At 63.6% G+C, this 23,371-nt stretch carries 24 protein-coding genes; 16 read left to right on the forward strand and 8 right to left on the reverse strand.

Going from position 1 to position 23,371, the window contains the following annotated elements:
- The first annotated feature begins 27 nt into the window (after positions 1–27).
- Both AC1RMG_RS23090 and AC1RMG_RS23095 read left to right on the forward strand, forming a co-directional pair.
- Positions 28–909: an ABC transporter permease subunit gene (locus AC1RMG_RS23090; protein ID WP_169892555.1), complete on the forward strand. Its 882-nt coding sequence runs from the start codon at positions 28–30 to the stop codon at positions 907–909.
- On the forward strand, positions 906–1,796 hold the full coding sequence (locus tag AC1RMG_RS23095; protein WP_011064095.1) for an ABC transporter permease subunit: 891 nt from the start codon (positions 906–908) through the stop codon (positions 1,794–1,796). The genes AC1RMG_RS23090 and AC1RMG_RS23095 overlap by 4 nt, the downstream gene beginning before the upstream one ends.
- A 148-nt stretch (positions 1,797–1,944) precedes the next feature.
- Here AC1RMG_RS23095 and AC1RMG_RS23100 read toward each other — a convergent pair whose 3' ends face one another.
- Positions 1,945–2,586: an HD domain-containing protein gene (locus AC1RMG_RS23100; RefSeq protein WP_011064094.1), complete on the reverse strand. Its 642-nt coding sequence runs from the start codon at positions 2,584–2,586 to the stop codon at positions 1,945–1,947.
- A gap of 205 nt (positions 2,587–2,791) precedes the next feature.
- Between AC1RMG_RS23100 and AC1RMG_RS23105 the strand changes: the two genes are divergently transcribed.
- Positions 2,792–3,760 (forward strand): GlxA family transcriptional regulator, encoded by a 969-nt coding sequence (locus AC1RMG_RS23105; protein ID WP_065365065.1) that lies wholly within the window; start codon positions 2,792–2,794, stop codon positions 3,758–3,760.
- A gap of 90 nt (positions 3,761–3,850) precedes the next feature.
- On the opposite strand, the gene AC1RMG_RS23110 is transcribed toward AC1RMG_RS23105, so the two are convergent.
- Together AC1RMG_RS23110 and AC1RMG_RS23115 are read right to left on the reverse strand one after the other, a co-directional pair.
- Positions 3,851–6,271 (reverse strand): penicillin acylase family protein, encoded by a 2,421-nt coding sequence (locus AC1RMG_RS23110; RefSeq protein WP_072443521.1) that lies wholly within the window; start codon positions 6,269–6,271, stop codon positions 3,851–3,853.
- A gap of 95 nt (positions 6,272–6,366) precedes the next feature.
- Complete coding sequence (locus AC1RMG_RS23115) at positions 6,367–6,954, reverse strand: DUF6436 domain-containing protein (protein ID WP_019093425.1); 588 nt, start codon at positions 6,952–6,954, stop codon at positions 6,367–6,369.
- Positions 6,955–7,064: 110 nt separating this feature from the next.
- Between AC1RMG_RS23115 and bipL the strand changes: the two genes are divergently transcribed.
- Entirely contained in the window at positions 7,065–8,003 is a 939-nt protein-coding gene (gene bipL / locus AC1RMG_RS23120; protein WP_072443523.1) for a phospholipase BipL, read from the forward strand.
- A 134-nt stretch (positions 8,004–8,137) separates the two neighbouring features.
- Here bipL and AC1RMG_RS23125 read toward each other — a convergent pair whose 3' ends face one another.
- Positions 8,138–8,890, reverse strand: a complete 753-nt coding sequence (locus tag AC1RMG_RS23125; protein WP_011064089.1) for a DUF2059 domain-containing protein — start codon at positions 8,888–8,890, stop codon at positions 8,138–8,140.
- 161 nt (positions 8,891–9,051) lie between these two features.
- On the opposite strand from AC1RMG_RS23125, the gene AC1RMG_RS23130 reads away from it, so the two are divergent.
- Both AC1RMG_RS23130 and AC1RMG_RS23135 read left to right on the forward strand, forming a co-directional pair.
- Entirely contained in the window at positions 9,052–9,684 is a 633-nt protein-coding gene (locus tag AC1RMG_RS23130) for a 2OG-Fe(II) oxygenase (protein ID WP_011064088.1), read from the forward strand.
- A 2-nt stretch (positions 9,685–9,686) separates the two neighbouring features.
- A complete protein-coding gene (locus AC1RMG_RS23135) occupies positions 9,687–10,175 on the forward strand; it encodes a 2-thiouracil desulfurase family protein (protein WP_011064087.1) in 489 nt (162 codons plus the stop codon).
- 143 nt (positions 10,176–10,318) lie between these two features.
- On the opposite strand, the gene AC1RMG_RS23140 is transcribed toward AC1RMG_RS23135, so the two are convergent.
- Complete coding sequence (locus AC1RMG_RS23140) at positions 10,319–11,104, reverse strand: transporter substrate-binding domain-containing protein (protein WP_011064086.1); 786 nt, start codon at positions 11,102–11,104, stop codon at positions 10,319–10,321.
- A 132-nt stretch (positions 11,105–11,236) separates the two neighbouring features.
- On the opposite strand from AC1RMG_RS23140, the gene AC1RMG_RS23145 reads away from it, so the two are divergent.
- Positions 11,237–11,674 carry a DUF4399 domain-containing protein gene (locus tag AC1RMG_RS23145; RefSeq protein WP_011064085.1) on the forward strand — a complete coding sequence of 146 codons (438 nt, stop codon included), beginning with the start codon at positions 11,237–11,239 and terminating at the stop codon, positions 11,672–11,674.
- 60 nt (positions 11,675–11,734) lie between these two features.
- Here the strand turns inward: AC1RMG_RS23145 and serA are convergent, their stop codons facing one another.
- Positions 11,735–12,964, reverse strand: coding sequence for a phosphoglycerate dehydrogenase (gene serA, locus AC1RMG_RS23150; protein WP_011064084.1), 1,230 nt, complete (start codon positions 12,962–12,964; stop codon positions 11,735–11,737).
- A gap of 204 nt (positions 12,965–13,168) precedes the next feature.
- Here serA and AC1RMG_RS23155 point away from each other — a divergent pair, with 204 nt between their 5' ends.
- The 4 genes from AC1RMG_RS23155 (at position 13,169) to AC1RMG_RS23170 (ending at position 17,370) form a co-directional block, all read left to right on the forward strand.
- Positions 13,169–14,563 (forward strand): FAD-binding oxidoreductase, encoded by a 1,395-nt coding sequence (locus tag AC1RMG_RS23155; protein ID WP_019093428.1) that lies wholly within the window; start codon positions 13,169–13,171, stop codon positions 14,561–14,563.
- Positions 14,564–14,606: 43 nt separating this feature from the next.
- Positions 14,607–15,272, forward strand: coding sequence for a fumarylacetoacetate hydrolase family protein (locus AC1RMG_RS23160; RefSeq protein ID WP_152686517.1), 666 nt, complete (start codon positions 14,607–14,609; stop codon positions 15,270–15,272).
- Between the two features lie 164 nt (positions 15,273–15,436).
- Positions 15,437–16,363 (forward strand): SdiA-regulated domain-containing protein, encoded by a 927-nt coding sequence (locus AC1RMG_RS23165; RefSeq protein ID WP_125062287.1) that lies wholly within the window; start codon positions 15,437–15,439, stop codon positions 16,361–16,363.
- Between the two features lie 101 nt (positions 16,364–16,464).
- Positions 16,465–17,370, forward strand: a complete 906-nt coding sequence (locus AC1RMG_RS23170; protein ID WP_152686516.1) for an SdiA-regulated domain-containing protein — start codon at positions 16,465–16,467, stop codon at positions 17,368–17,370.
- 73 nt (positions 17,371–17,443) lie between these two features.
- On the opposite strand, the gene rpiA is transcribed toward AC1RMG_RS23170, so the two are convergent.
- Positions 17,444–18,115 carry a ribose-5-phosphate isomerase RpiA gene (gene rpiA / locus AC1RMG_RS23175; RefSeq protein ID WP_016963479.1) on the reverse strand — a complete coding sequence of 224 codons (672 nt, stop codon included), beginning with the start codon at positions 18,113–18,115 and terminating at the stop codon, positions 17,444–17,446.
- Between the two features lie 203 nt (positions 18,116–18,318).
- Here rpiA and ilvA point away from each other — a divergent pair, with 203 nt between their 5' ends.
- The 4 genes from ilvA to AC1RMG_RS23195 are packed head-to-tail and all read left to right on the forward strand — an operon-like array spanning position 18,319 to position 22,038.
- Positions 18,319–19,833, forward strand: a complete 1,515-nt coding sequence (gene ilvA, locus AC1RMG_RS23180; protein WP_011064078.1) for a threonine ammonia-lyase, biosynthetic — start codon at positions 18,319–18,321, stop codon at positions 19,831–19,833.
- A gap of 40 nt (positions 19,834–19,873) precedes the next feature.
- Positions 19,874–20,302: a DUF2269 family protein gene (locus AC1RMG_RS23185; protein WP_011064077.1), complete on the forward strand. Its 429-nt coding sequence runs from the start codon at positions 19,874–19,876 to the stop codon at positions 20,300–20,302.
- A 15-nt stretch (positions 20,303–20,317) separates the two neighbouring features.
- Positions 20,318–21,574, forward strand: a complete 1,257-nt coding sequence (locus tag AC1RMG_RS23190) for an SDR family oxidoreductase (protein ID WP_401019045.1) — start codon at positions 20,318–20,320, stop codon at positions 21,572–21,574.
- Entirely contained in the window at positions 21,571–22,038 is a 468-nt protein-coding gene (locus tag AC1RMG_RS23195; protein WP_011064075.1) for a DUF2269 family protein, read from the forward strand. The genes AC1RMG_RS23190 and AC1RMG_RS23195 overlap by 4 nt, the downstream gene beginning before the upstream one ends.
- Before the next feature lie 50 nt (positions 22,039–22,088).
- Here the strand turns inward: AC1RMG_RS23195 and AC1RMG_RS23200 are convergent, their stop codons facing one another.
- On the reverse strand, positions 22,089–22,745 hold the full coding sequence (locus AC1RMG_RS23200; RefSeq protein ID WP_019093432.1) for a histidinol-phosphatase: 657 nt from the start codon (positions 22,743–22,745) through the stop codon (positions 22,089–22,091).
- 144 nt (positions 22,746–22,889) lie between these two features.
- Between AC1RMG_RS23200 and AC1RMG_RS23205 the strand changes: the two genes are divergently transcribed.
- On the forward strand, positions 22,890–23,369 hold the full coding sequence (locus tag AC1RMG_RS23205) for an RNA pyrophosphohydrolase (RefSeq protein WP_011064073.1): 480 nt from the start codon (positions 22,890–22,892) through the stop codon (positions 23,367–23,369).
- The last annotated feature ends 2 nt before the right edge of the window (positions 23,370–23,371 follow it).

Raw genomic sequence — 23,371 nt, forward strand, 5'->3', positions numbered from 1 at the left:
AAGCTCAAGCGCCGACTCAATCGAATAATTCCCGGTGGCCGTCAGCTGGTCATCGGGGTTCCGTTCATCTGGCTGTTCCTGTTCTTCATGCTGCCGTTCTTCATCGTCTTGAAGATCAGCTTCGCCGAAGCGGACGTGGCCATTCCGCCGTACACCGAGATCTACAGCTACGTCGACCAGAAGCTGCAGTTGCTGCTGAACCTGGGCAACTACGCGATGCTCGGCGACGACGAACTCTATATCGCCGCATACCTCGGCTCGCTGAAGATGGCGTTCTTCAGCACCATCCTCTGCCTGCTGATCGGCTACCCGATGGCCTACGCCATCGCCAGTGCCCGTAAGGAATTGCAGACGGTGCTGGTGCTGCTGATCATGATGCCGACCTGGACCGCGATCCTGATCCGCGTCTATGCCTGGATGGGCATCCTCAGCAACAACGGCCTGCTCAATGGCTTCCTGATGTCCATGGGCTGGATCAACGAGCCGCTGCAGATCCTCAACACCAACATCGCGGTGTATATCGGTGTGGTCTATTCCTACCTGCCGTTCATGATCCTGCCGCTGTACGCGAACCTGGTGAAACACGACACCAGCCTGCTGGAGGCCGCGGCCGACCTGGGTTCGAGTACCTTCAACAGCTTCTGGAAAATCACCGTGCCGCTGTCCAAGAACGGCATCATCGCCGGCTGCATGCTGGTGTTCATCCCGGTGGTGGGTGAGTTCGTGATTCCGGAACTGCTGGGCGGTCCGGAAACCCTGATGATCGGCAAGGTGCTGTGGCAAGAGTTCTTCAACAACCGTGACTGGCCGGTGGCATCCGCCCTGGCGGTGGTGATGCTGGCGATCCTGATTGTGCCGATCATCCTGTTCAACCGCAGTCAGGCCAAGGAAATGGAGGGCAAGGAATGAAGCGCTTCAGTTTCTCCAGCCTGATGCTGGTGCTCGGCCTGTTGTTCATCTACCTGCCGATGCTGATCCTGGTGATCTACTCGTTCAACGCCTCCAAGCTGGTGACGGTGTGGGGCGGCTGGTCAATCAAGTGGTACATCGGCCTGCTGGATAACCAGCAACTGATGGGCTCGGTGATGCGCTCCCTGGAAATCGCCTGCTACACCGCTGTAGCAGCGGTGGCACTGGGCACCCTGGCGGCGTTCGTGCTGACCCGGATCACCCGCTTCAAGGGCCGTACCCTGTTCGGTGGCCTGGTCACCGCGCCGTTGGTGATGCCGGAAGTGATCACCGGTCTTTCCTTGCTGCTGCTGTTCGTGGCCATGGCCCAGGCGGTCGGCTGGCCTCAGGAGCGCGGCATCGTCACCATCTGGATCGCCCACACCACGTTCTGCGCCGCCTATGTGGCAGTGGTGGTGTCGGCCCGCCTGCGTGAGCTGGACCTGTCCATCGAAGAGGCGGCCATGGACCTGGGCGCGCGACCGTGGAAGGTGTTCTTCCTGATCACCATCCCGATGATCGCGCCTTCGCTGGCGGCGGGCGGCATGATGTCCTTCGCCCTGTCCCTGGATGACCTGGTACTGGCCAGCTTCGTCTCCGGCCCGGGTTCCACCACCTTGCCGATGGAAGTGTTCTCGGCGGTGCGCCTGGGGGTGAAGCCTGAGATCAACGCCGTGGCCAGCCTGATCCTGCTGGCGGTGTCTCTGGTGACCTTCCTGGTCTGGTTCTTCAGCCGGCGCGCCGAAGAAGCCCGCAAGCGGGCGATCCAGCAGGCCATCGAGGAAAGCGCTGCCGACTCCTGGAAACAGCCGGACGTGCGTCGGGCCCAGGCGCCGGAAACCGCCTGAGTTGCGGTTGTGTCATCAAAAAACCTCGCCCCGGTTTCCGGGAGCGAGGTTTTTTATTGGCCCTTGCCGGGGCAAGCGTACTTCAGAAGGGGATTGGGCTTGCGGGTCTCTTCGCTGGCCAGCCAGCTCCTGCAGCGCTGGTGATGGGTCAGGATTGCCAGGGTGAACGGCGAATCACCTCGACGAAATTCAACGCCTTGAACCCTGGCTGCTGGTCGGCCAGGACGTCGGTCTTGACGTTGCCGAAGGTGGTTTGCGGGCGATGGCGCAGGCCGTCGGCGAAGGCGCAGATGATGCATTCCTTGAAGCCTTCACCGCGCGGGTGGGCGTGGACCACGGCTTCACGCTGGGCCGCGGGGAACGCGGCGTAGTCGATGCCCAGCACATCCATCTCGACCCCGGCGGTGACCAGGGCCACGGTAGGGCGCAGGTGCTGGGGGATGCCTGGGGTGGTGTGCAAGGCGATGGACAGCCAGACCTGCTCGATATCGTCGGCGCTGAGGCCGTAGGGCTGGAGAAAGTCGCGTGCGGCGTTGGCGCCGTCGACTTCGAAGCGCTGGTCGGCGCTGCGCAGGCCCTCCACCAACCCCAGGTCGTGGAACATGGCGCCGACGTAGAGCAACTGCGGGTCGTAAGCCAGCTGCCGGCGTTCGCCGCTCAGGGCGCCGAACAGGAACACCCGGCGCGAGTGGTGATAAAGCAGGTCGGATTCGACATCGCGGATGTACTCGGTGGTGGCCCGGGCCAGGGCGCTGTCGGGTATCCGGATCCCGGCGATGGTGGAGCTCATGGGGCGTTCCTCGTGGCGGGCGCCGTTCTGGCGCTGGAGCCTTCAGTCTGTTACCGGCCCTTTCGGCCCACAATCGCACCGGGGCTGCGATCCCGGCCAACCTGCGTGCATTTCCTGCCAGTGCTATGTTCCCCCGAGCTTTGCTTGCGACAATTGCCCGCCGCTCGGGGTTGCCGGGCGCGGGTCATTGAGGGCTGTTTGCGCCATGGGTAGAAGCGTTGCCGTGCTGGTTTTTCCGGGTGTCCAGGCCCTCGATGTCACCGGGCCCATGGATGTGTTTTGCGAAGCCAACCGGTTTCTGCCGGCCGAGGATCATTACCGCTTGCGGGTGATTGGCGTCGAGGCTGGGGCGCAGGCCTGTTCCAATGGCCTGCTGTTACACGCCCATTGTTCCTTCACCCAGGCCCTGGAGCCCTTTGACCTGTTGCTGGTGGCGGGCGGCCCGCAGGTGCCTGGCAGCCAGTTCAGCCCGGCCTTCTACGCCTGGCTGCGGGAGGCCTGCGCCCGGGCCAAGGGCTTCGGCTCGATCTGCAACGGCGCGTTCATCCTGGCCCGGGCCGGGTTGCTGGAAGGGCGCACGGTGACCACCCACTGGAGCGATGCACCGGCGCTGGCTGCGCTGTGCCCTGGCACCCGGGTCGAGGCTGATCGACTGTACGTCCAGGACGGCAGGCTGTTCACTTCGGCGGGCGTCACCGCCGGCATCGACCTGTCGCTGTACCTGCTGGCCCAGGATCATGGTGCGGGGGTGGCCCTGAGCGTGGCCAAGCGTCTGGTGGTGTTCACCCAGCGCACGGGGGGGCAGTCGCAGTTCAGCCCGTTTCTGCTGCCCCAGGCCGAGACCACCTCCACCGTGGCTCGGGTCCAGCAGCATGTGCAGGACCGGTTGCAGGCGGACCTGAGCATTGCCGAGCTGGCCCGGGCGGTGAACATGAGCCCGCGCAATTTTGCCCGAGTGTTCGTTCGAGAAGCGGGGGTGACTCCGGCGGAATTTGTCGAAGGCGCGCGGATGGATGCGGCGCGGGGGATGCTCGAACGCAGCGCGGCGCCGCTCAAGACCGTGGCCTACGCCTGCGGCTTTCGCGATGCCCAGCACATGCGCAGCGTGTTCAACCGGCGCCTGGGGCTGACCCCGCAACAGTTCCGCCTGAACTTCAGCACCGTACCCTTGTAGGAGCCGGCTTGCCGGCGAAGGCGTCCTTCAGCGGAGTGCAGGGCTTGCTGGCCTCTTCGCTGGCCAGCTCGCTTCTACACCCGCCGCTGGTCAGGGCGCGGGGACCCGGGGGCGTGCCGGCAGCAGCTTCAGGGTGCTGCGGGTGTTGGCGGTGACTTCCTCGTCGCTGAAGTGCGCCTGCTGGTAGACCCCTTCGATATAGGCTTCGGCCTGATCGTCGTAATGCTTGTCGAACAGCACGCCACTCTGGCCCACCGGGTTGATGGTCAGGCTGTGGGCCGGGTCGGCGAAGTCGATGATGCGCCGGGTCGAGGGCCCGTAGACTACTGACCAGGGCGCCGGGCCGATCTTGGCGGTGAGGTTGTTCGGCACCTCGTGGCTACCGGGGGCGTCCAGGGGGCCGACGTTGAACAGCCGGTCCAGGGGCTTCTGCATGCCCAGCGGGTGGCCGTGGGTCAGCGTGTGGGCCTGGCCCCAGCGCCATTGCGCCGGGTTGGCGCCCAGGGTCAGGCGCAGGTGGTCGATACTGGCGCGCCAGGCCAGCTTGACCGTGTCGGCGCGGCTTTCGCGCTGGGGCGTGGTGCGGTTGTCCCACCAGGGCGAGTCGGGGTCCGCCGCCAGTCGGGGCAGGGCGGCGTCCACCACCCGGGCCTGGATCAGGGCGTCGAAATAGGCGTCGCCGAGTTTTTCATGGAAAGTGGCATCGGCCAGGTTGAACAGGAACTGGTTGAACAGCGTCGCGCTGGTGGATTCCAGTGGATAGTCGCCCTGCCATTTCGCCAGTTGCTCCACCAGCTTCAGTTCCTCGGGGTCGCTGACCACTTCACGCAACACCGGCAACAGCGGCGCCAGCAGGCGCGGCCCGTAGGCGGTGGTGGTGCCCAACTGCAGTTTCTGGGTGTTCTCCAGGTCCCATTTCTGGCTCTTGTCGCTGAGCTGCCGATCCAGTTGCTGACCACGGTCGGCCAGGTTGTAGTAGCCGGGGATCTCCATGCCGGTGGGGGATACCGGCTGGAAGTTGGCCGAGACGATATAGCCCCGGGCCGGGTTCTCTTCCTGGGGGTTGGCGCTGAAGGGGTAGAAGCCTTCCTTGTCCGCCAGGCTGGTGCTGCCATCGAGGATGAAGGCCGGCTTGGCCCCCGCCGGGCGCTTGGGCAGGAGCGCCGCCGCCCACCAGCCGATGTCGCCCTTGGCGTTGGCCCAGACGATGTTCAGGCCCGGTGCATGGACCTTGGCGGCCGCAGCGCGGACCTTGGCCAGGGTGTCTGCGCGGTTGAGCTGGTAGAAGCCGTCGAGGATCGGGTTCGGGGTTTCCAGGAAACCCCACCACATGGCGATCGGCGCCTTGCCCACGGTGGTGCCGAGCATGTCGTTGATGATCGGGCCGTGGGGCGACTGGCGCAGGGTCAGGGTCACCGGGGCCTGGCCCTTGACGGCGATCTGCTGCTCGCTGGTGATCAGGTCCACCCACTTGTCGTGGAACCAGACCTGATTGGGGTTCTCCGGGTTGACCTTTTCGGCGATCAGGTCGAGGTCATCGTTCTGGAACATGGTCAGGCTCCAGCCGAAGTCCAGGTTGTGGCCGAGGAAGGCGAAGGGCACCAGGGCCTGGTGATGACCGTAGAGTTCAAAGCCAGGGGCCGAGAGCTGGGCCTCGTACCACACCGACGGCAGCGAGTAGCGGATATGCGGGTCGCCGGCCAGCAGCGCGCGGCCGCTCTTGGTCCGCGAGCCGGAAACCACCCAGGCATTGCTGCCCTCGAATTGCGGCAGCCCGGCTTCTTCCAGGGCTTGCTGGCTCAGGCGGGCGATCCGGCCCAGGCCCTGCCAGTCGACGGCGGCCAGTGGCGCTGAAGGTGGGGTCTTGCCCTTGGCCAGCACGCCCTTGGGCTGCCAGTCGAGGTCGAACACCTTTAGGTAGTCATTGCCCAGTTCGTCGCGGATGTAGGTCAGCAGCGGCTCGGTGCGAAAGGCCATGGCAAAGCTGTAGGCCATGAAACCGGCGACGCTGACGGTGTCTTCTGCGGTGAAAGGCCGCTTGCGGATACCCAGGACGTCGAACTCGATGGGGCTGGCGTGGCTGTCCTGATACTGGTTGATGCCGTCCAGATAGGCTTCCAGGGCCTTCCAGGCGGGTGACTGATGGTCGAGCCCGGCGATATAGCTGTCGGCCCGTTCGCGAATCCGCAGGCTGCGGAACAGTTTGTCGGTGTCCACCAGCTTGGGCCCCAGCACCTCTGCCAGCTCGCCCCGGGACAGGCGCCGCAGCACTTCCATCTGGAACAGCCGGTCCTGGGCGTGCACGTAGCCCAGGGCGCGGTACAGGTCGGCTTCGTTTTCGGCGCGAATGTGCGGCACCCCGCGTTCGTCGTAACGCACGGTGACCGAGCCTTGCAGGCCATTGAGCTCGACCTGGCCCTGACGCGTCGGCTGTTTGCTGTACAGGTAGCCGGCAAGCCCTGCCAACAGGGCGAGGATCAGTACGGCGACGACGGTCAGGCTGCGTTTCATGCGGGCTCCTTGCTGTTGTTGTATTCAATGCCGCCTTGGGAGAGCTGCAGAGATTTAGCACAAGTCAGGGGCCTCGCGCAGGAGGCAGTCCTTGATTAGTCGCGAATGCCTTGTTCGGCCGGCCAGGGGCAGTAGCAGCCGATGGCCAGGGTGTGGGTGGCGCTGACCGGGCGATTGTCCTCAAGGGCCTGGAGGATGGGCTCGATGAAGCTGTTGCTGGAATTGCAGGTCAGGCCTTCGCTGTAGGGGCCGAAGTAGGCCAGCTTGCCGTTGCGGTCCCAGATCGCCACTGCCGGGCTGGCGGGGATCTGTTCCGCTCCGGGCAGGCTGTCGAGGTGCTTCAGGCGGCTCAGGGTGGCGGGTAGCTGGCCGTGGCTGCCGGGCTTCTGTACGGCATAGAACTCCACGCCCCGCGGGCCATAGGTTTCGATCAGCTCGGCCAGGTGCTGCTGGTTACCGACATTGCAGGGGCAGGCCGGGTCCCAGAAATGCACCAGGCGGATCGCCCCGGGGCCGGCCAGTTCGGCGGGCAGTTGCAACGGGTCGCCGGAGAACATCGCGGTGTGCTCGCTGAACGCCCGCAGATAGCGGCCCTGGAACCATTCGTAGGCGTTCCACAGCACCACGGCGCAGATCAGGACAAGCAGGCTGGCAAGCAGGGGCGTGCGGTAAGACTGGCGCATTAAGATCGGTCCTCGAAGGTCGCGTAGCTTGCCATGCTTGCCGCGACAGATGAATATCGCAGGCCCAGAAAGCCCGTTTTGTCGCCGGTACCCCCGCTTTGGAATTCTCTATGCCCGCCACTTTCGACCCCGACCACCTGCGTGCCAGCCTGCAACCTCTGGTCGCCGGGCAGCCTTTGTCGGTGGAGGGGCAGGCCTACCAGCGCTTCTATGGGCTGGATTTCGCCGGGCGGGCGCTGGTGCCGCGCAGCCGCCTGGGGCGTTTCCAGGTGGACGGCTACGACGTGGTGAGCCAGGTCTGGTGGCCGGAGCAGCCACGGGCCACGCTGTTTCTGTTCCACGGCTTCTACGACCACATGGGCTTGTACCGGCATGTGATCGAGTGGGCGCTGCAACGGCGTTTCGTGGTGATTTCCTGCGACCTGCCCGGGCACGGCCTTTCCAGTGGCGAGCGGGCCAGTATCGATGATTTCGCGGTGTACCAGCGGGTGCTGCAAGGCCTGTTCGCCGAGGCCCGGTCCCTGGAACTCCCCGAGCCCTGGCACCTGTTCGGGCAAAGCACCGGCGGCGCGATCATCATGGACCACCTGCTCAACCAGGGCGCCGAGAGCCCGGCCCAGGGGCAGGTGATGCTGCTCTCGCCGCTGGTGCGGCCGCGGGCCTGGGGCTGGTCGATGCTCAGTTATTACGCGCTGCGGCCCTTCGTCACCGGCATTGCCCGGCGCTTCAGTGAAAACTCCAACGACCCGGATTTCCTCGCGTTCCTGCAGGTCGACCCGTTGCAGCCGCAACGCTTGCCGACGGCCTGGGTGGGAGCGCTGTCGCGCTGGATCAAGCGCCTGGAGGCGGCGCCCCGCAGTTCCAGGCAGCCGTTGATCGTTCAGGGGGATGCGGACATGACCGTGGACTGGCAGCACAATCTGCAGGTGATTCGTGGCAAGTTTGCCGCGCCCGAGTTGTTGATGCTGCCCGATGCGCGGCACCACCTGGCCAATGAAATCCCGTTGTATCGCGATCAGTACTTCGCCTTTCTGACCCAGCACCTCTAGAGATTGGTGCAGCCGCTGCCGCAGGCTGCGAACGGCCCGAAGGGACGCAAGAGCCCAAGGCTACTGCAGGCTCGTCAGGCGATTGCCAGGCAAGGGCCTGCGGGCTCGGCAGCGGTCACAGGCGAGTTGCCGGGTCAGGGGGCGAGGCTGGAAGTGCTCTGGCCGACCGCCAGGCCGGCGCGAATCGCTGCCAGGGCGGCCTGGTAATAGGCCTTGCCTTCGCTGGATTCGGCGAAGGTGGCGAACTCTTCCAGCTCCGTGTCGGACAGATCCCGATAGACGTACAGCAAGGTGTTGTTCAGGTCGTTGCCGATCTGCTGCATCAGCCGCTGGCGCTGGCCGTTGAGCATGCCCTGGGCCTGGCCGCCCCCCAGCAGGCCGGGAATCATCTGGCTCAGGCTGTCGGCGGCGACACCGGCAATCGCCAGGCTCACCTCTGCACCCGCTTCCCGGGCCGGCAGGGCCTGGGCCAGGTGGCCGATGATCAACTGGCGGTTGTCGCTGGCCTGCATCTTCGGCAGGCCCTGGGCGTTCTTGGCCAGCTGGTCGCGGCGGGTCGCCAGCAGTTCGGCGGCGACGATCTTGCGGCCCAGGGGCGACTGGAAGAAGGCCAGGGCCGGTGCGGGGTCCGCCAGGTTCTGCCGCAGTTGGGCCTCGGCGCGACGGTCCACGGCCTGGGGGGCGAAGCGCTGGTTGCTGTTGTCCACCAGGGCTTGATAGACCGCCGGCGGCAGGCTGCTCTGGTAGCGCTGCTGGGCGGCGCTGAGGGCATCGTTGAAATGCGCGCGCTGTTGCGCCCAACCGGCGACCTGGTACAACTGGTCGTGGCTGTCTGCCCAGGCAGGCAAGGCGCAGAAGATCAACAGTGAGAAAAGCAAACGGCGCATAAGGACTCCTGTCAGCAGGCGACTATTCTCCGGGGCAAGAGGGTGGTTGTCGAGAATTCGTATCAGCATCCCTCGGCAAACCGATGATGTGTAAGCCCATTGAAAAAAATGCTTCATCCTCCGCTCTGCGGCTCTGTCAGATTTTTCTGAGGCTGGATACTATGCGCGCCATGCAAATACCCTCTGATCATCCGCTGTTGTTGAACATTGTCGACGACCTGGCCGCCTGTGGCTGGTCGCAGCAAAATGTCTTCCTGTCCGAGGCTCTGACCCTCGAACTGGCGGCTGAGTGCCGTAAACGTGCGGCTGAAGGTGAACTGGCGCCGGCGGCGGTAGGACGCGGGCCGGCCCAGGAGATCCGCGAGGGTATTCGCGGCGACCATATCCAGTGGCTCGAACCCGGTCAGGCCCAGGCCTGCGATAGCTACCTGGAACTGATGGACAGCCTGCGCGAGGCTCTGAACCGAGGCCTGTTCCTCGGGCTTGAAGATTTCGAATGCCATTTCGCGATGTACCCGCCGGGAGCCTTCTACAAGCGCCACGTGGATCGCTTTCGCGATGACGACCGGCGCATGGTCTCGGCGGTGGTCTACCTCAATGAGGAGTGGCTGCCCGAGCAGGGCGGGCAATTGCGCATGTACCTCAATGACCGGGGGCAATACGATGTAGTCCCTGTCGGGGGGCGGCTGGTGGTGTTTCTTTCCGGCGAAGTCCCCCATGAAGTCATGCCTGCGACCCGGGAACGCCTGTCCCTGACCGGCTGGTTCCGGCGCCGTGGTAACGAGCCGTTCTGAATATGCACAAGATCCTGGTCAGCCGCTGCCTGTTGGGCCACCGCGTACGCTACGACGGCGGTGCCAGCGGCCCGTTCGATCAACTGGCCGCCTGGCAGCAAGAGGGACGAGTGGTTGCCTTGTGTCCGGAGGTTGCTGGGGGTTTGCCCACGCCACGGGCGCCGGCGGAGATCCCCGGCGGGCAGGGTGTCGATGTGCTCGAGGGGCGGGCACCGGTGATGACCTGCGAAGGTGAAGATGTCAGCGCCCAGTTCCTGGCTGGCGCCCGCCAGGCCCTGGAGCTGGTGGAGAAGCACCGGATCCGCGTTGCCGTGCTCAAGGCCCACAGCCCATCCTGCGGCAACCTGCTGACCTATGACGGCAGCTTCAGCGGGGTCAAGGTTTCGGGGGAGGGCGTCACCGCCGCGTTGCTCAAGCAGCACGGGGTGCAAGTCTTCAGCGAGCTGCAACTGCCCGAGGCCGCCAGCGCCCTGGCCGCATTGTCCTCGTAGCTGCTGCCGAGCTTTAGCGAGGCTGCGAAAAGGCCCTGAGGGCCTTGCTTGACGATTTCCCGCCGACCTCTAGCAGCCCCCCTGGGTCCCTTCGGGCCGTTCGCAGGCTGCGGCTACAGGTCAATCCAGGCAGCTTGTGTCGTTTACTGCCCGGCTTCGGCCTTCGGCGGTTTGCTCGCGTCCATGCCGAACCATTTCTCCGACAGGGCCATCAGGCGCCCGTCGGCCTTGATCCGCTGCAAGGCGCTGTCCAGGCTCGCGCGAAACGCCGGGTTACCTTTCTGGAAGGGGATCGCCAGGCTCAGGGTCGGTCCGACCTTGGCGCCTTCCTTCACCGGCAGGCGGCTGTCGCGAATGGCGTAGGGAATCAGCAGGCGATCGCTGATGGCAGCGTCGATCTGCTTGTCCGCCACGTCCTTGATCGGCTGCTGGGCATCGGCGTAGCTGCGCAGGTTGATCCCTTCCACAGTCCGCGCCTGATCGACGAACTGGCTGCCCTGGGCCACCCCCAGCGCCTGGCCGCGCAGGGCCTGCAGGGAAAACAGCGGACGCTGCTCTTCCTTGCGCACAATCAACTGCGCACTGGAATAGCTGTAGGGTTCGCTGAAATCGAAACGATCCTTGAGTTCCGGGGTCATTGCTATGTGGTTGATCGCCACGTCGAACTTGCCGCTTTCCACTCCCGGGAGCAGTTCGGCGGCCTCGGTCACCACGAAGTCCGCGCGTACGTCCAGTTCACTGGCCAGCAGTTGCCCCAACTCCACCTCGAAACCGGTGAGTTTGCCGTCGTCCTTGAAATTGAAGGGCGGCGTATCGGCTTCCAGGGCGATGCGCAGCTCGCCGCGGTCATTGATATCGTCCATCAGTTCGGCTTGAGCGCAAGTGCTCGCAAGGGGCAGCAAAAGTAACAGGCCAGGCAGGAAACGCATGGTCACTCCTTGAATTTATATGAGCGATGCGCCGTTCAGGCTCGCTTTGCTAAGGTGTTGAGTGCCTTCGACAACGAATTGCCACGAAGTTGTCATAACCGTAAAAGATTTGCGGAAAAACTGGAGAAGATAATGAAAATTTTTATGTCGCGTGCTGCTTTGGCCGGTCTGTTGCTGGGAACCTCGATGCTGGCCGGTGCAGCGGAAATTCCGCGTACCGAGGCACCTGCCGGCGCCAAGGTGACTATCGTTTCCCCGGCCGACGGGGCCACCGTGGACAAGACCTTCAAGGTCAAGTTCGGCGTTGAAGGCATCGCCCTGGCTCCGGCGGGCGATCAGACCGCCAACACCGGCCACCATCACCTGCTGATCGATGTCGATCAGTTGCCTGCCGAGAACCTGCCGATCCCGATGGACGCCAACCACCTGCACTTCGGCAAGGCCCAGACCGAAACCGAAGTGACCCTGACACCCGGCAAGCACACCCTGCAACTGGAACTGGGGGACAAGAACCACGTGCCTTTCAACCCGGTGATCGTTTCCAAGAAAATCACAGTAACAGTGAAATAATCGTAAACACGATAAAAAAGGGAGCCCAGAGGGCTCCCTTTTTTGTGCCGCAGTCGAGGCTTAGAACAGCACGCGGCAACGGATGGTGCCGTTGATGTGCTGCAGCTTCTCTTGCGCCAGGTCCGAGTACTCGGCGTCGACGTCGATCACCACGTAGCCGACCTTCTCGTTGGTCTGCAGGAACTGGCCGGAGATGTTGATGCCGTTTTCGGCGAAGACCTTGTTGATCTCGCTCATCACGCCCGGAATGTTCTCGTGGATGTGCAGCAGACGGTGCTTGCCCGGGTGGGCCGGCAGCGCCACTTCAGGGAAGTTGACCGAGGACACCGAGGTACCGTTGTCGCTGTACTTGACCAGTTTTTCTGCCACTTCCAGGCCGATGTTGGCCTGGGCTTCAGCGGTGGAACCGCCGATGTGCGGGGTCAGGATCACGTTGTCCAGGCCGCGCAGCGGGCTTTCGAACTCTTCGTCGTTGGAGCGCGGCTCCACCGGGAATACGTCGATGGCCGCGCCGATCAGGTGCTTGTCCTTGATCGCGTCCGCCAGGGCGTCCAGCTCGACCACGGTGCCGCGGGCGGCGTTGATCAGGATGCCGCCTTTCTTGATGGCGCGGATTTCCTTCTCGCCGATCATCCACTGGGTGGCCGCGGTTTCCGGCACGTGCAGGGTGACGATGTCGGACATGCCCAGCAGTTCGTGCAGGTTGCCCACCTGGGTGGCGTTGCCCAATGGCAGCTTGGTCACGGTGTCGTAGAAAAACACCTGCATGCCTAAGCCTTCGGCCAGGACCGACAACTGCGTACCAATGGAGCCGTAGCCGACGATACCCAGCTTCTTGCCACGGATTTCGAAGGAGTTGGCCGCGCTCTTGATCCAGCCGCCACGGTGGCAGGAAGCGTTTTTCTCGGGGATGCCGCGCAGCAGCAGGATGGCCTCGGCCAGCACCAGCTCGGCTACCGAACGGGTGTTGGAGTAAGGCGCGTTGAACACCGCGATGCCGCGCTCGCGAGCGGCGGACAGGTCAACCTGGTTGGTACCGATGCAGAAGCAGCCCACTGCGACCAGTTTCTTCGCGTGGTCGAAGATCTCTTCGGTCAGTTGAGTGCGGGAGCGAATGCCGATGAAGTGTGCATCGGCGATCTTTTCCTTGAGCTGGGCTTCCGGCAGAGAACCGGTGAGGTACTCGATGCTGGTGTAGCCGGCGGCCTTGAGGACGTCGACAGCGGATTGGTGGACGCCTTCGAGGAGAAGGAACTTGATCTTGCTCTTATCGAGAGAAGTCTTGCTCATCTGCGTAAACCTGTGTCCCGGAGAAAAATGGCAGGGAAGTGGACAGCTTGAGCTGACCTGGGCGGCACTGGGCCGACACCGCAGAAAGGCCCTTGGGCACTCTCCTGCGGGGGCGGTATGCTAGCATACGCGCCCCGCTAAACACTCATTCCTGCGACGTGAAGCGTTCTCAGGATGACCATGAATTGTTCGAGAGTTCTGTCGATGACCAATCCTGCCCTGATTGATGAGCTGAAGACCCTGGTTGAGCCTGGCAAGGTGCTGACCGACGCTGACTCCCTGAATGCTTACGGCAAGGATTGGACCAAGCATTTCGCCCCGGCCCCGACAGCCATTGTGTTTCCGAAAACCATCGAGCAGGTCCAGGCCATTGTGCGCTGGGCCAATCAGCACAAGGTTGCGCTGGTGCCTTCGGGCGGTCGCACCGGGCTTTCGGCGGCAGCGGTGGCAGCCAACGGCGAGGTGGTGGTGTCCTTCGACTATATGAACCAGATCCTCGACCTGAACCTGACCGACCGCACCGCAGTGTGCCAGCCGGGCGTGGTCACCGAGCAGTTGCAGAACCTGGCGCAAGAAAACGGCCTGTACTACCCGGTGGATTTCGCTTCTGCAGGTTCCAGCCAGATTGGCGGCAATATCGGTACCAATGCCGGCGGGATCAAGGTCATTCGCTACGGCATGACCCGCAATTGGGTGGCCGGCATGAAGGTGGTCACCGGCAAGGGCGACCTGCTGGAGTTGAACAAGGACCTGATCAAGAACGCCACCGGCTATGACTTGCGCCAACTGTTCATCGGCGCCGAGGGCACCCTGGGCTTCGTGGTCGAGGCCACCATGCGCCTGGACCGGGCACCGAAGAACCTCACGGCGATGGTCCTGGGCACCCCTGATTTCGACTCGATCATGCCCGTGTTGCACGCCTTCCAGGGCAAGCTGGATCTGACGGCCTTCGAGTTCTTCTCCGACAAGGCCCTGGCCAAGGTCCTGGCCCGTGGCGACGTACCGGCACCGTTCGAGTCCGACTGCCCGTTCTATGCGCTGCTGGAGTTCGAAGCCACCACCGAGGAAGTGGCCAACCACGCCCTGGAAACCTTCGAGCACTGTGTCGAGCAGGGCTGGGTGCTGGACGGCGTGATGAGCCAGAGCGAAACCCAGTTGCACAACCTGTGGAAGCTGCGCGAATACATCTCCGAGACCATTTCCCACTGGACGCCGTACAAGAACGACATTTCGGTCACTGTGTCGAAAGTCCCGGCCTTCCTTCAGGAAATCGACGCCATCGTCGGCAAGCATTACCCGGACTTCGAAATCGTCTGGTTCGGCCACATCGGCGACGGCAACCTGCACCTGAACATCCTCAAGCCGGACAACCTGAGCAAGGACGAATTCTTTGCCAAGTGCGCGACGGTCAACAAGTGGGTGTTCGAGACGGTCGAGAAGTACAACGGCTCGATTTCCGCGGAACACGGCGTGGGCATGACCAAGCGTGATTACCTGACCTACAGCCGCTCGCCGGTGGAGATCGAGTACATGAAGGCGGTCAAGGCCGCGTTCGACCCGAACGGCATCATGAATCCGGGCAAGATCTTCGCGATCTGAAGCCGGGTAGTGTCCAGATAAAGCACACAAGCAGGAGTCGGTAATGAGCTATCAGCACCAGTATGTCGACGGTACCCGGATCCATTTTCCGGTGGGCAAGGTGGTGTGCATCGGTCGCAACTACGCCGAGCACGCCAAGGAGCTGGACAACCCGGTACCTACCGAACCCCTGTTGTTTATCAAGCCGGGCAGTTGTGTGGTGCCCCTGGAAGGTGGGTTCGCCATTCCCTCCGAGCGTGGTTCGGTGCACTACGAAGCGGAAATCGCGGTGTTGATCGGCAAGCCGCTCTCCACCAAACCCAGCCGCGAAGAAGTGCTGGATGCCATTTCCGGCTTTGCCCCGGCACTGGACCTGACCCTGCGGGACAAGCAGGCCGAACTCAAAGCCAAGGGCCTGCCCTGGGAAATCGCCAAGTCGTTCGACGGCGCGGCGGTGATCGCGCCCTTTGTGGTGGGCAGCACCTTCGCCGACCTGACCGACATCGGCATCCGCCTGACCATCAACGGTGAAGTACGCCAGGACGGCAACAGCGCCATCATGCTCAACCCCATAGTGCCGATGATCCAGTACATGGCCGGTTGTTTCTCCCTGCAGGCTGGCGATGTGATCCTCACGGGCACGCCGGTCGGGGTTGGGCCGCTGAATGTCGGCGATGAGCTGGTGCTGGAGCTTCCCGGTGCCAGTCGTTTCACCAGCAGCGTCCGTTGATCCGAATCTTTCTGCGCTGGGCCCGGTAATCCGGGGCCCGACGCAGAGAGATCAGCGCCTTTAACCGTTTTTTCACATTTTTCCCGGATAATTACGAAGCTCATGGTTCGCGGATCTGAAATTCGTGTGCTATTACCTTTGGCCGCGCTTCTGGAATCTGTGTGATGGACGTCCACCCTCTGCCCAAACCTCACCTCATCCGCCGCTTGCGATTGCGCATGCGCTGGTATTCCTGGCTGCTGTTGGCGGGCGTGATCTGCTATGGCGTAGCCAGCCTCATGCATTGGGATGACCGTGGAGCACTCTGGGTTCAGGAAGGTTTTGTCAGTACCGCTGAACGCAGCTCCAGTATCTGGCTGCCCAGCTACCGGGCGGTGATCGACGCCAAGGTCCTGCCAGGCATGGAGCGGGACGAGGCCTCCGATCTTTCCTATAACCCCCAGACCAAGACCTTGTTTTCGGTTATGGGCAAGCACCCATTTCTGGTGGAGTTGTCGCTGCAAGGCGACGTCCTGCGCAAGATGCCTCTGGTGGGCTGGAGCAACCCGGAAGGGGTTGCGGTCCTGGAGAATGGCCTGCTGGCGATTGTCGATGAGCGCGAGCATTCGCTGGTGATCGTCAAGGTCGATGCCAATACCCAGTCGCTGAATGTCGCGGACTTCCCCAAATACGACCTGGGCCCTTCGGCAGACCAGAACAAGGCGTTCGAAGCCATTGCCTGGAACCCGCGCAAGCAACAGTTGCTGCTGGGGGAGGAGCGCCCGCCGGCGTTGTTTACCTGGAGCAGCGACGGTAGCCAGGTACTCAAGGGCAACAAGCAGAAGCTGGCCAGCGACGAACTCGACTTGCGCAACCTTTCGGCCCTGGGTATCGACCCGCGCACCGGCCATACCCTGGTGTTGTCGGCTGATTCCCATCTACTGTTGGAGCTGGACGAGCAGGGCGAACAGGTCAGCTTCATGGCCCTGCTCGGTGGCTTCAATGGCCTGGAAAAAACCATTCCCCGGGCCGAAGGCGTGGCCATGGATGAGGCCGGCAACCTGTACATGGTCAGCGAGCCCAACCTGTTCTATCGCTTCGAGAAACAGTGAGCCCGGGCCTGTCACCCGAGCCGGGCCGCTCAGGGCATTAAGCTTGAATTCAGGCAGCTGTGATATTTCATCAGCCTGTCCTGATTTCGAGCCTGCCCGCCATGTATCGCCTCACCCGCTTGCGACCTCTTTACCTGATCCTCTGCCTGATGGCCGTGCTGCTGGCGGTGTTTGTCCATAACCACAGGTTGTGGCAGCGCGCATGGTTCGACTGGCAATCCTACTGGCAGGTGACGGCCCCCCAATCCCTGGGGCTGGGCGATTATCGGGTCGTGCTGGAGGCGCAGCCCATCGAGGGCCTGGATGAGGTCTCGGCGCTGACCTACGATCCGCTGCGCAACAGTCTGTTCACCGTGACCAACAAGAATTCCGAACTGATCGAGCTGTCCCTGGACGGGCATATCCTGCGCCGCATCGCTCTGGTGGGCTTTGGCGATCCGGAAGCGGTGGAGTTCATCAGTGCCAATACCTATGTGATCAGCGACGAGCGCCAGCACCGGCTGATCAAGATCCAGCTGGACGATGAAACCACGGCGGTGGATGCGGCAGAAGCCGAGCAGATCACCCTGGGCGTGCACCTTACCGGCAACAAGGGCTTCGAGGGGCTGGCCTACGACTCCCAGGGCAAGCGCCTGTTCGTCGCCAAGGAACGCGACCCGATGCTGATCTATGAAGTGCAGGGCTTCCCCCACCAAGATCCGGAACAGTCCTACGGGATGCATGTGGTGAACAACCCCAAGCGCGATGCCGGTCTGTTCGTGCGTGATCTCTCCAGCCTGCAATACGACGAGCGCAGTGGCCACCTGCTGGCACTGTCGGACGAGTCGCGGCTGGTGGTGGAGCTGGATGTCGAGGGGCGCCCGCTGAGTACCCTGGCCCTGGGCAAGTGGCGCCAGGGCCTGAGCAAGGCAGTGCCTCAGGCGGAAGGGATGGCCATGGATGACGCCGGCACCCTGTACCTGGTGAGCGAACCGAACCTGTTCTACGTCTTCAAGAAACCGATGTAGGAGCCGGCTTGCCAGCGAAGGGGCCTTCAAAACCGCCTTCGCCCGCCCGCCGGCTCCTATCCGCGGGGCAGGCTCAGGCCTTGAGGGTCTTCACCCCTTCGGCGGTACCCAGCAGCAGCACGTCAGCGGGGCGTGCAGCGAACAGCCCATTGGTGACCACGCCGACAATGGCATTGATCTGGCTTTCCAGTTCCACCGGATTGGTGATCTGCATGTTGTGCACATCGAGGATGATGTTGCCGTTGTCGGTGATCACGCCTTCGCGGTACACCGGGTCGCCGCCCAGTTTCACCAGTTCACGGGCCACGTGGCTGCGGGCCATGGGGATCACTTCCACGGGCAGCGGGAAGTTGCCCAGCACCGGCACCAGCTTGCTGGCGTCGGCGATGCAGATGAACGTCTTGGCCACGGCGGCGACGATCTTTTCCCGAGTCAGGGCGGCGCCGCCGCCCTTGATCAGGTTCAGGTGCTCGTCGCTTTCGTCGGCGCCGTCGATGTAGAACTCCAGGTCGCTCACGGTGTTGAGCTCGTAGACCGGAATCCCGTGGCCCTTGAGGCGCGCGGCGGTGGCTTCGGAGCTGGCCACGGCGCCGTCGAAGGCGCCCTTGTGCAGGGCCAGGGCGTCGATGAAGCAGTTGGCGGTGGAGCCGGTGCCGACCCCGACGATGCTCTTGTCATCGAGTTTCGGGAGGATAAGGTCGACGGCGGCCTGGGCAACGGCCTGTTTGAGTTGATCCTGGGTCATGCGGGCTCCGAAGCGGGCAAGGGGGGGCACAAAGGCCGGCATTATAGGCGCCGCGGCAGATCAGGTCATTGCCCGTTTGGCTAATCGGCCGGGCTTCAGAGAAGGCGAGGGGGCGGCTAAAACCTCGGTATTCGTGTGGTCGCCCGGGCAAACGCTGGGTTAGACTCCCTGGCCCTGCCCAACCCGCTCAGTGATGCTTTCCGATGCTCGAACAGTACGTCAAGAAGATCCTCACCTCGCGCGTTTATGACGTTGCCGTAGAAACCCCATTGCAGACTGCCCGCCAGCTCTCCGAGCGGCTGGGCAATCAGATCTGGCTCAAGCGTGAAGACTTGCAGCCGGTGTTCTCGTTCAAGATCCGTGGCGCCTACAACAAGCTGACCCAGCTCAGCGATGCCGAGCGCGCCCGCGGCGTGGTCACTGCGTCGGCGGGCAACCACGCCCAGGGCCTGGCCCTGGCGGCCAAGGTGCTGGGGGTCAAGGCCACTATCGTGATGCCCAAGACCACCCCCGAGATCAAGGTCGAGGGCGTGCGCTCCCGTGGCGGCAAGGTGGTGCTGCACGGCGATACCTTCCCTGAAGCGCTGGCCTACTCCCTGAAGCTGGTGGACGAGAAGGGCTACGTCTACATCCATCCCTACGATGATCCGCACACCATTGCCGGGCAGGGCACGGTGGCCATGGAGATTCTGCGTCAGCACCCCGGCCCGCTGGATGCGATCTTCGTTCCGGTCGGCGGCGGCGGCCTGATCGCCGGCATCGCGGCCTATGTGAAGTACCTGCGCCCGGAGATCAAGGTCATCGGTGTCGAGCCGGACGACTCCAACTGCCTGCAGGCGGCCATGGCTGCCGGTGAGCGCGTGGTGCTGCCGACCGTGGGGATCTTCGCCGACGGCGTGGCGGTGGCGCAGATTGGCCAGCACACCTTCGACATCTGCAAGGATTATGTGGATGAAGTGATTACCGTCAGTACCGACGAGATCTGTGCGGCAATCAAGGATATCTACGACGATACCCGCTCGATCACCGAACCTGCCGGCGCCCTGGGCGTTGCCGGGATCAAGAAGTACGTCGAGCAGCGCGGTATCAGCGGGCAGACCCTGGTGGCCATCGACTCCGGGGCCAACGTCAACTTCGACCGGCTGCGCCACGTCGCCGAGCGCGCCGAACTGGGCGAAGGCCGCGAAGCCATCATCGCCGTGACCATCCCCGAGAAGCCCGGCAGCTTCAAGGCCTTCTGCGAGGCGGTGGGCAAGCGCCAGATCACCGAATTCAACTACCGCTACAACACCGGCAGCGAGGCGCACATCTTCGTTGGCGTGCAGACCCACCCGGAAAACGATCCGCGCAGCGCCCTGATCGCCAGCCTGACCGAGCAGGGCTTTCCGGTGATCGACCTGACCGATAACGAACTGGCCAAGCTGCACATCCGCTACATGGTCGGCGGCCATGCCGAGAAGGTCAGCGACGAAGTGGTGCTGCGTTTCGAATTTCCGGAGCGTCCGGGGGCGCTGTTCAACTTCCTCAACAAGCTGGGCGGGCGCTGGAATATCTCGATGTTCCACTACCGCAACCATGGTGCGGCGGATGGCCGGGTAGTCGCCGGCCTGCAAGTGCCGGCCGATGAACGTCACCTGGTGCCCGCGGCGCTGGAGCAGATCGGCTATCCGTACTGGGATGAAAGCGACAACCCGGCCTACCAGCTGTTCCTCGGCTGAACGACTACGCTGAGGATCGGAGCCTTAAGGAAGCGAAAACATGGAAACACTGACCACGCTGAAGACGCTTCATGTACTGGCCACCGTGCTGCTATTGGGCAGTGCGCTGGGGCTGGCGATCTGGGTCTGGCGCCTGCGCCGCCAGGGGGATGCCACGGTTTATAGCCGGGTGCTGCACCGTCCGGGCCTGTTCGGCTGGCTGTTGCTGGCGCTGGGCATGCTGACATTGCCGTTCAGCGGTTGGTGGCTGGTGCATCTGGTGGGTTGGCCGCTGGGGCAGACCTGGGTCCTGGGTTCCAGCGTGCTCTACACCCTGGGGGCCCTGGCCTGGCTGTGGCTGATGGTGCGCCTCAACCGCCTGCGGGTGGCCAAGGTCGCCAGCGGCCTGGCGTTCACCCTGGTGCTGGCGGTGTTCAGCGCCGCATGTTTCGTGACCATTGCCGGTCTTATGGGCGCCAAGCCGGTCTAACTCTCAAGGATTGCCATGAAGGTCGTTCTGGTGGGGGCCACAGGGTTTGTCGGCCGTCATCTGCTGGCGGCATTGCACGCTGCCGGCCATCAGTTGATTGCCACCAGCCGCCGCCCGCAGCCCCAGGGGTTGCCCGGGGTGGAGTGGTGCCAGCTGGATCTCGATTGCCTGGGCCGCGAGCCCCAGCCCTTTGCCCTGCCTGCCGACACCGACCTGCTGATCAACGCCGCGGGGCTGTTGAGCACTGATGCGCGGGCGTTGAGCCTGACCCAGGACCTGGGTACCCGCGCGCTGTTCGATCTGGCGGCGGCCCGGGGCGTGCGGGTACTGCAGATTTCCGCATTGGGGGCCGGGATCCTGCCTCAGGTGCCGTTCCTTGCCAGCAAGGCGGCGGCGGATGATTACCTGCTGCAGTTGGGGGTACCGGCGGTGGTGCTGCGGCCCTCGCTGGTGCTCGGCGCTGGCGGTGCCAGCAGCGGCTGGCTGACGAGGCTGTCGCCCTGGCCGCTGATTCCCTTGCTGTCCGCCAAGGCGCAGATGCAGCCCTTGCATATAGAGGACTTGAGCGCCGCGGTGCTGGCGCTGCTCAGGCAGTGGCCGCAGGAATCCATGGTTCTGCCCCTGGTCGGCCCGGAACGCATGACCATGGCGCAACTGCTCGATCACCTGCGGTCGGCCCAGGGCTGGGCCCCGGCGCGCTACTTCAAGCTGCCAGCGGTCTTGCTGCGGCTGGTGGCCGCTGCTGGCGATCGCCTGGGCTGGCGAGCCTTGAACCGGCAGAGCCTGGCCATGGCCCGCCACGACAACCTGGCGGATCCGCAGGTGCTGGCCTCGGTCTGCGGGTATCACGCGGCGCCGCTGGCGGCCCGCTTGCAGGAGTGGCCGCAGGCGGCGCAAAGCACCCAACTGGCCCTGCGCCCGCTGTTGCTGGCAGTGATGGTGCTGATCTGGCTGGGTACCGCGCTGGTGTGCATCGGCCCGGGTTACGACTGGGGCCTGCGGATCATGGCCGAGGCTGGCGTGCATGGCGTCTGGGCGGCCCTGGCGGTGATCGGCGGTTCACTCTGTGATGCGCTGCTGGGTGTCGGCCTGCTGCTGCGGCGCTGGCGCCGGCGGGCCTTGCAGGCGCAGTTGGGGCTGATGCTCGGCTACACCCTGATCATCAGCCTGATCCTGCCGCACTTCTGGTTTGACCCTTATGCCGCCGTCGCCAAGAACCTGGTGCTGATGGTGGCGACCCTATGGCTGCTGTGGACCGAACCCCGCCAATGAGCGCTTACCTGCTGTTGAAAACCCTGCATATCCTGTCCTCCACCGTGCTGTTCGGCCTCGGCGCGGGGTCGGCCTATTACGCCCTGCGGGCCTGGCGCAGTGGCCGGGTGGAAGTGATCGCCGTGACCTTCAAGCACCTGGTGTTCGCCGACTGGGCCTTTACCGCCACCACGGCGGTGTTCCAGCCGTTGAGCGGGCTGGGGCTGGTGCACCTGGCAGGCTGGTCGCTGCAGCAGGCGTGGCTGATGTGGAGCCTGGGCCTGTATGTGGTGGCGGGGCTGTGCTGGCTGCCGGTGGTCTGGTTGCAGATCCGAGTGCACAAGATGGCCGAGCAGGCCCTGCAGGACGGGACGCCGATGCCGCTGCGAGCAACCCTTTATATGCGCTGGTGGTTCGCCCTGGGCTGGCCGGCGTTCCTGGCCTTCATGGCGATTTTCTATCTGATGGTGGCCAAGCCGGCGTAGGTTTTTTCGCTGGCAAGCCAGCGCCTACAGCCGGCTCGCCGGCGAGCTGCCTAGTCGCGCAGGCTGATGACCTGCCAGCCACGTTTCTCGGCCTCGGCCCGCAGGTTCGGGTCCGGGTCAACGGCCACGGCGGTAGTCACTTGCTCCAGCAGGGGCAGGTCGTTCATCGAATCGCTGTAGAAGTAGCTGTCTTCCAGGCTGTGGCCGGTCTCTTCCAGCCAGCGGTTGAGGCGGGTGACCTTGCCTTCACGGAAGCACGGCACATCGGTACTGCGCCCGGTGTAGCGGCCATCCTGCATTTCGCATTCGGTGGCGATCAGGGTTTCCACGCCCAGGCGTTCGGCGATCGGCGCGGTCACGAAACGGTTGGTCGCGGTGATGATCACCAGCTTGTCGCCGGCAGCGCGATGCTTGTCCAGCAGGGCCTGGGCCTTGGGCAGGAGGATCGGCTCGATGCAGTCGCGCATGAAGTCGCGGTGCCACTCTTCGAGCACGGCCATGTCGGTGCGGCCGAGGATTTCCAGGCAGAAGTTCAGGTAGGCGGCATTGTCGAGCTTGCCGGCCAGGTAATCCTGATAGAACTCGTCGTTGCGGGTCTTGTAGGCGACGGCGTCGAGGAAGCCCCGCTCGCACAGATAGTCGCCCCAGGCGTGGTCGCTGTCGCCGCCCAAAAGCGTGTTGTCCAAGTCGAATAAAGCCAGGCGCATTGCAGTTACTCGCTGAAAAGTCGCGGAAAAAGGTGCCCAGAATACGGTCTTTTCACAAGAGTGCACATAAGGTAAGCAGCCTCGTTGCTGCATTCCCAAGCTTTGTGGAACAATGCGGCGACATGCGTTTGCGAGGTTGTAGCCGTGATCGACCCCGATGGTTTCCGCCCCAATGTCGGGATCATTCTGACCAATGATGCCGGACAGGTGCTATGGGCTCGCCGTATCAATCAAGATGCCTGGCAGTTTCCTCAAGGGGGAATCAACCCCGATGAGACGCCGGAAGACGCCTTGTATCGCGAGCTGAACGAAGAAGTGGGGCTGGAGCGCGAAGATGTGCAAATTCTCGCCTGCACCCGGGGCTGGTTGCGCTATCGTTTGCCGCAGCGTCTGGTCCGGACCCACAGCCAACCGCTGTGCATCGGCCAGAAGCAGAAATGGTTTCTCCTGCGCCTGATCTCCAACGAGCAGCGGGTGCGGATGGATTTGACCGGTAAACCGGAATTCGATGGCTGGCGCTGGGTCAGTTATTGGTATCCGTTGGGCCAGGTGGTGACATTCAAGCGCGAAGTGTATCGCCGCGCTCTCAAAGAGCTTGCCCCGCGCCTGCTAGTGCGCGACTGACG

The organism is Pseudomonas sp. GW822-FHT04H02 (genome assembly GCF_058800645.1).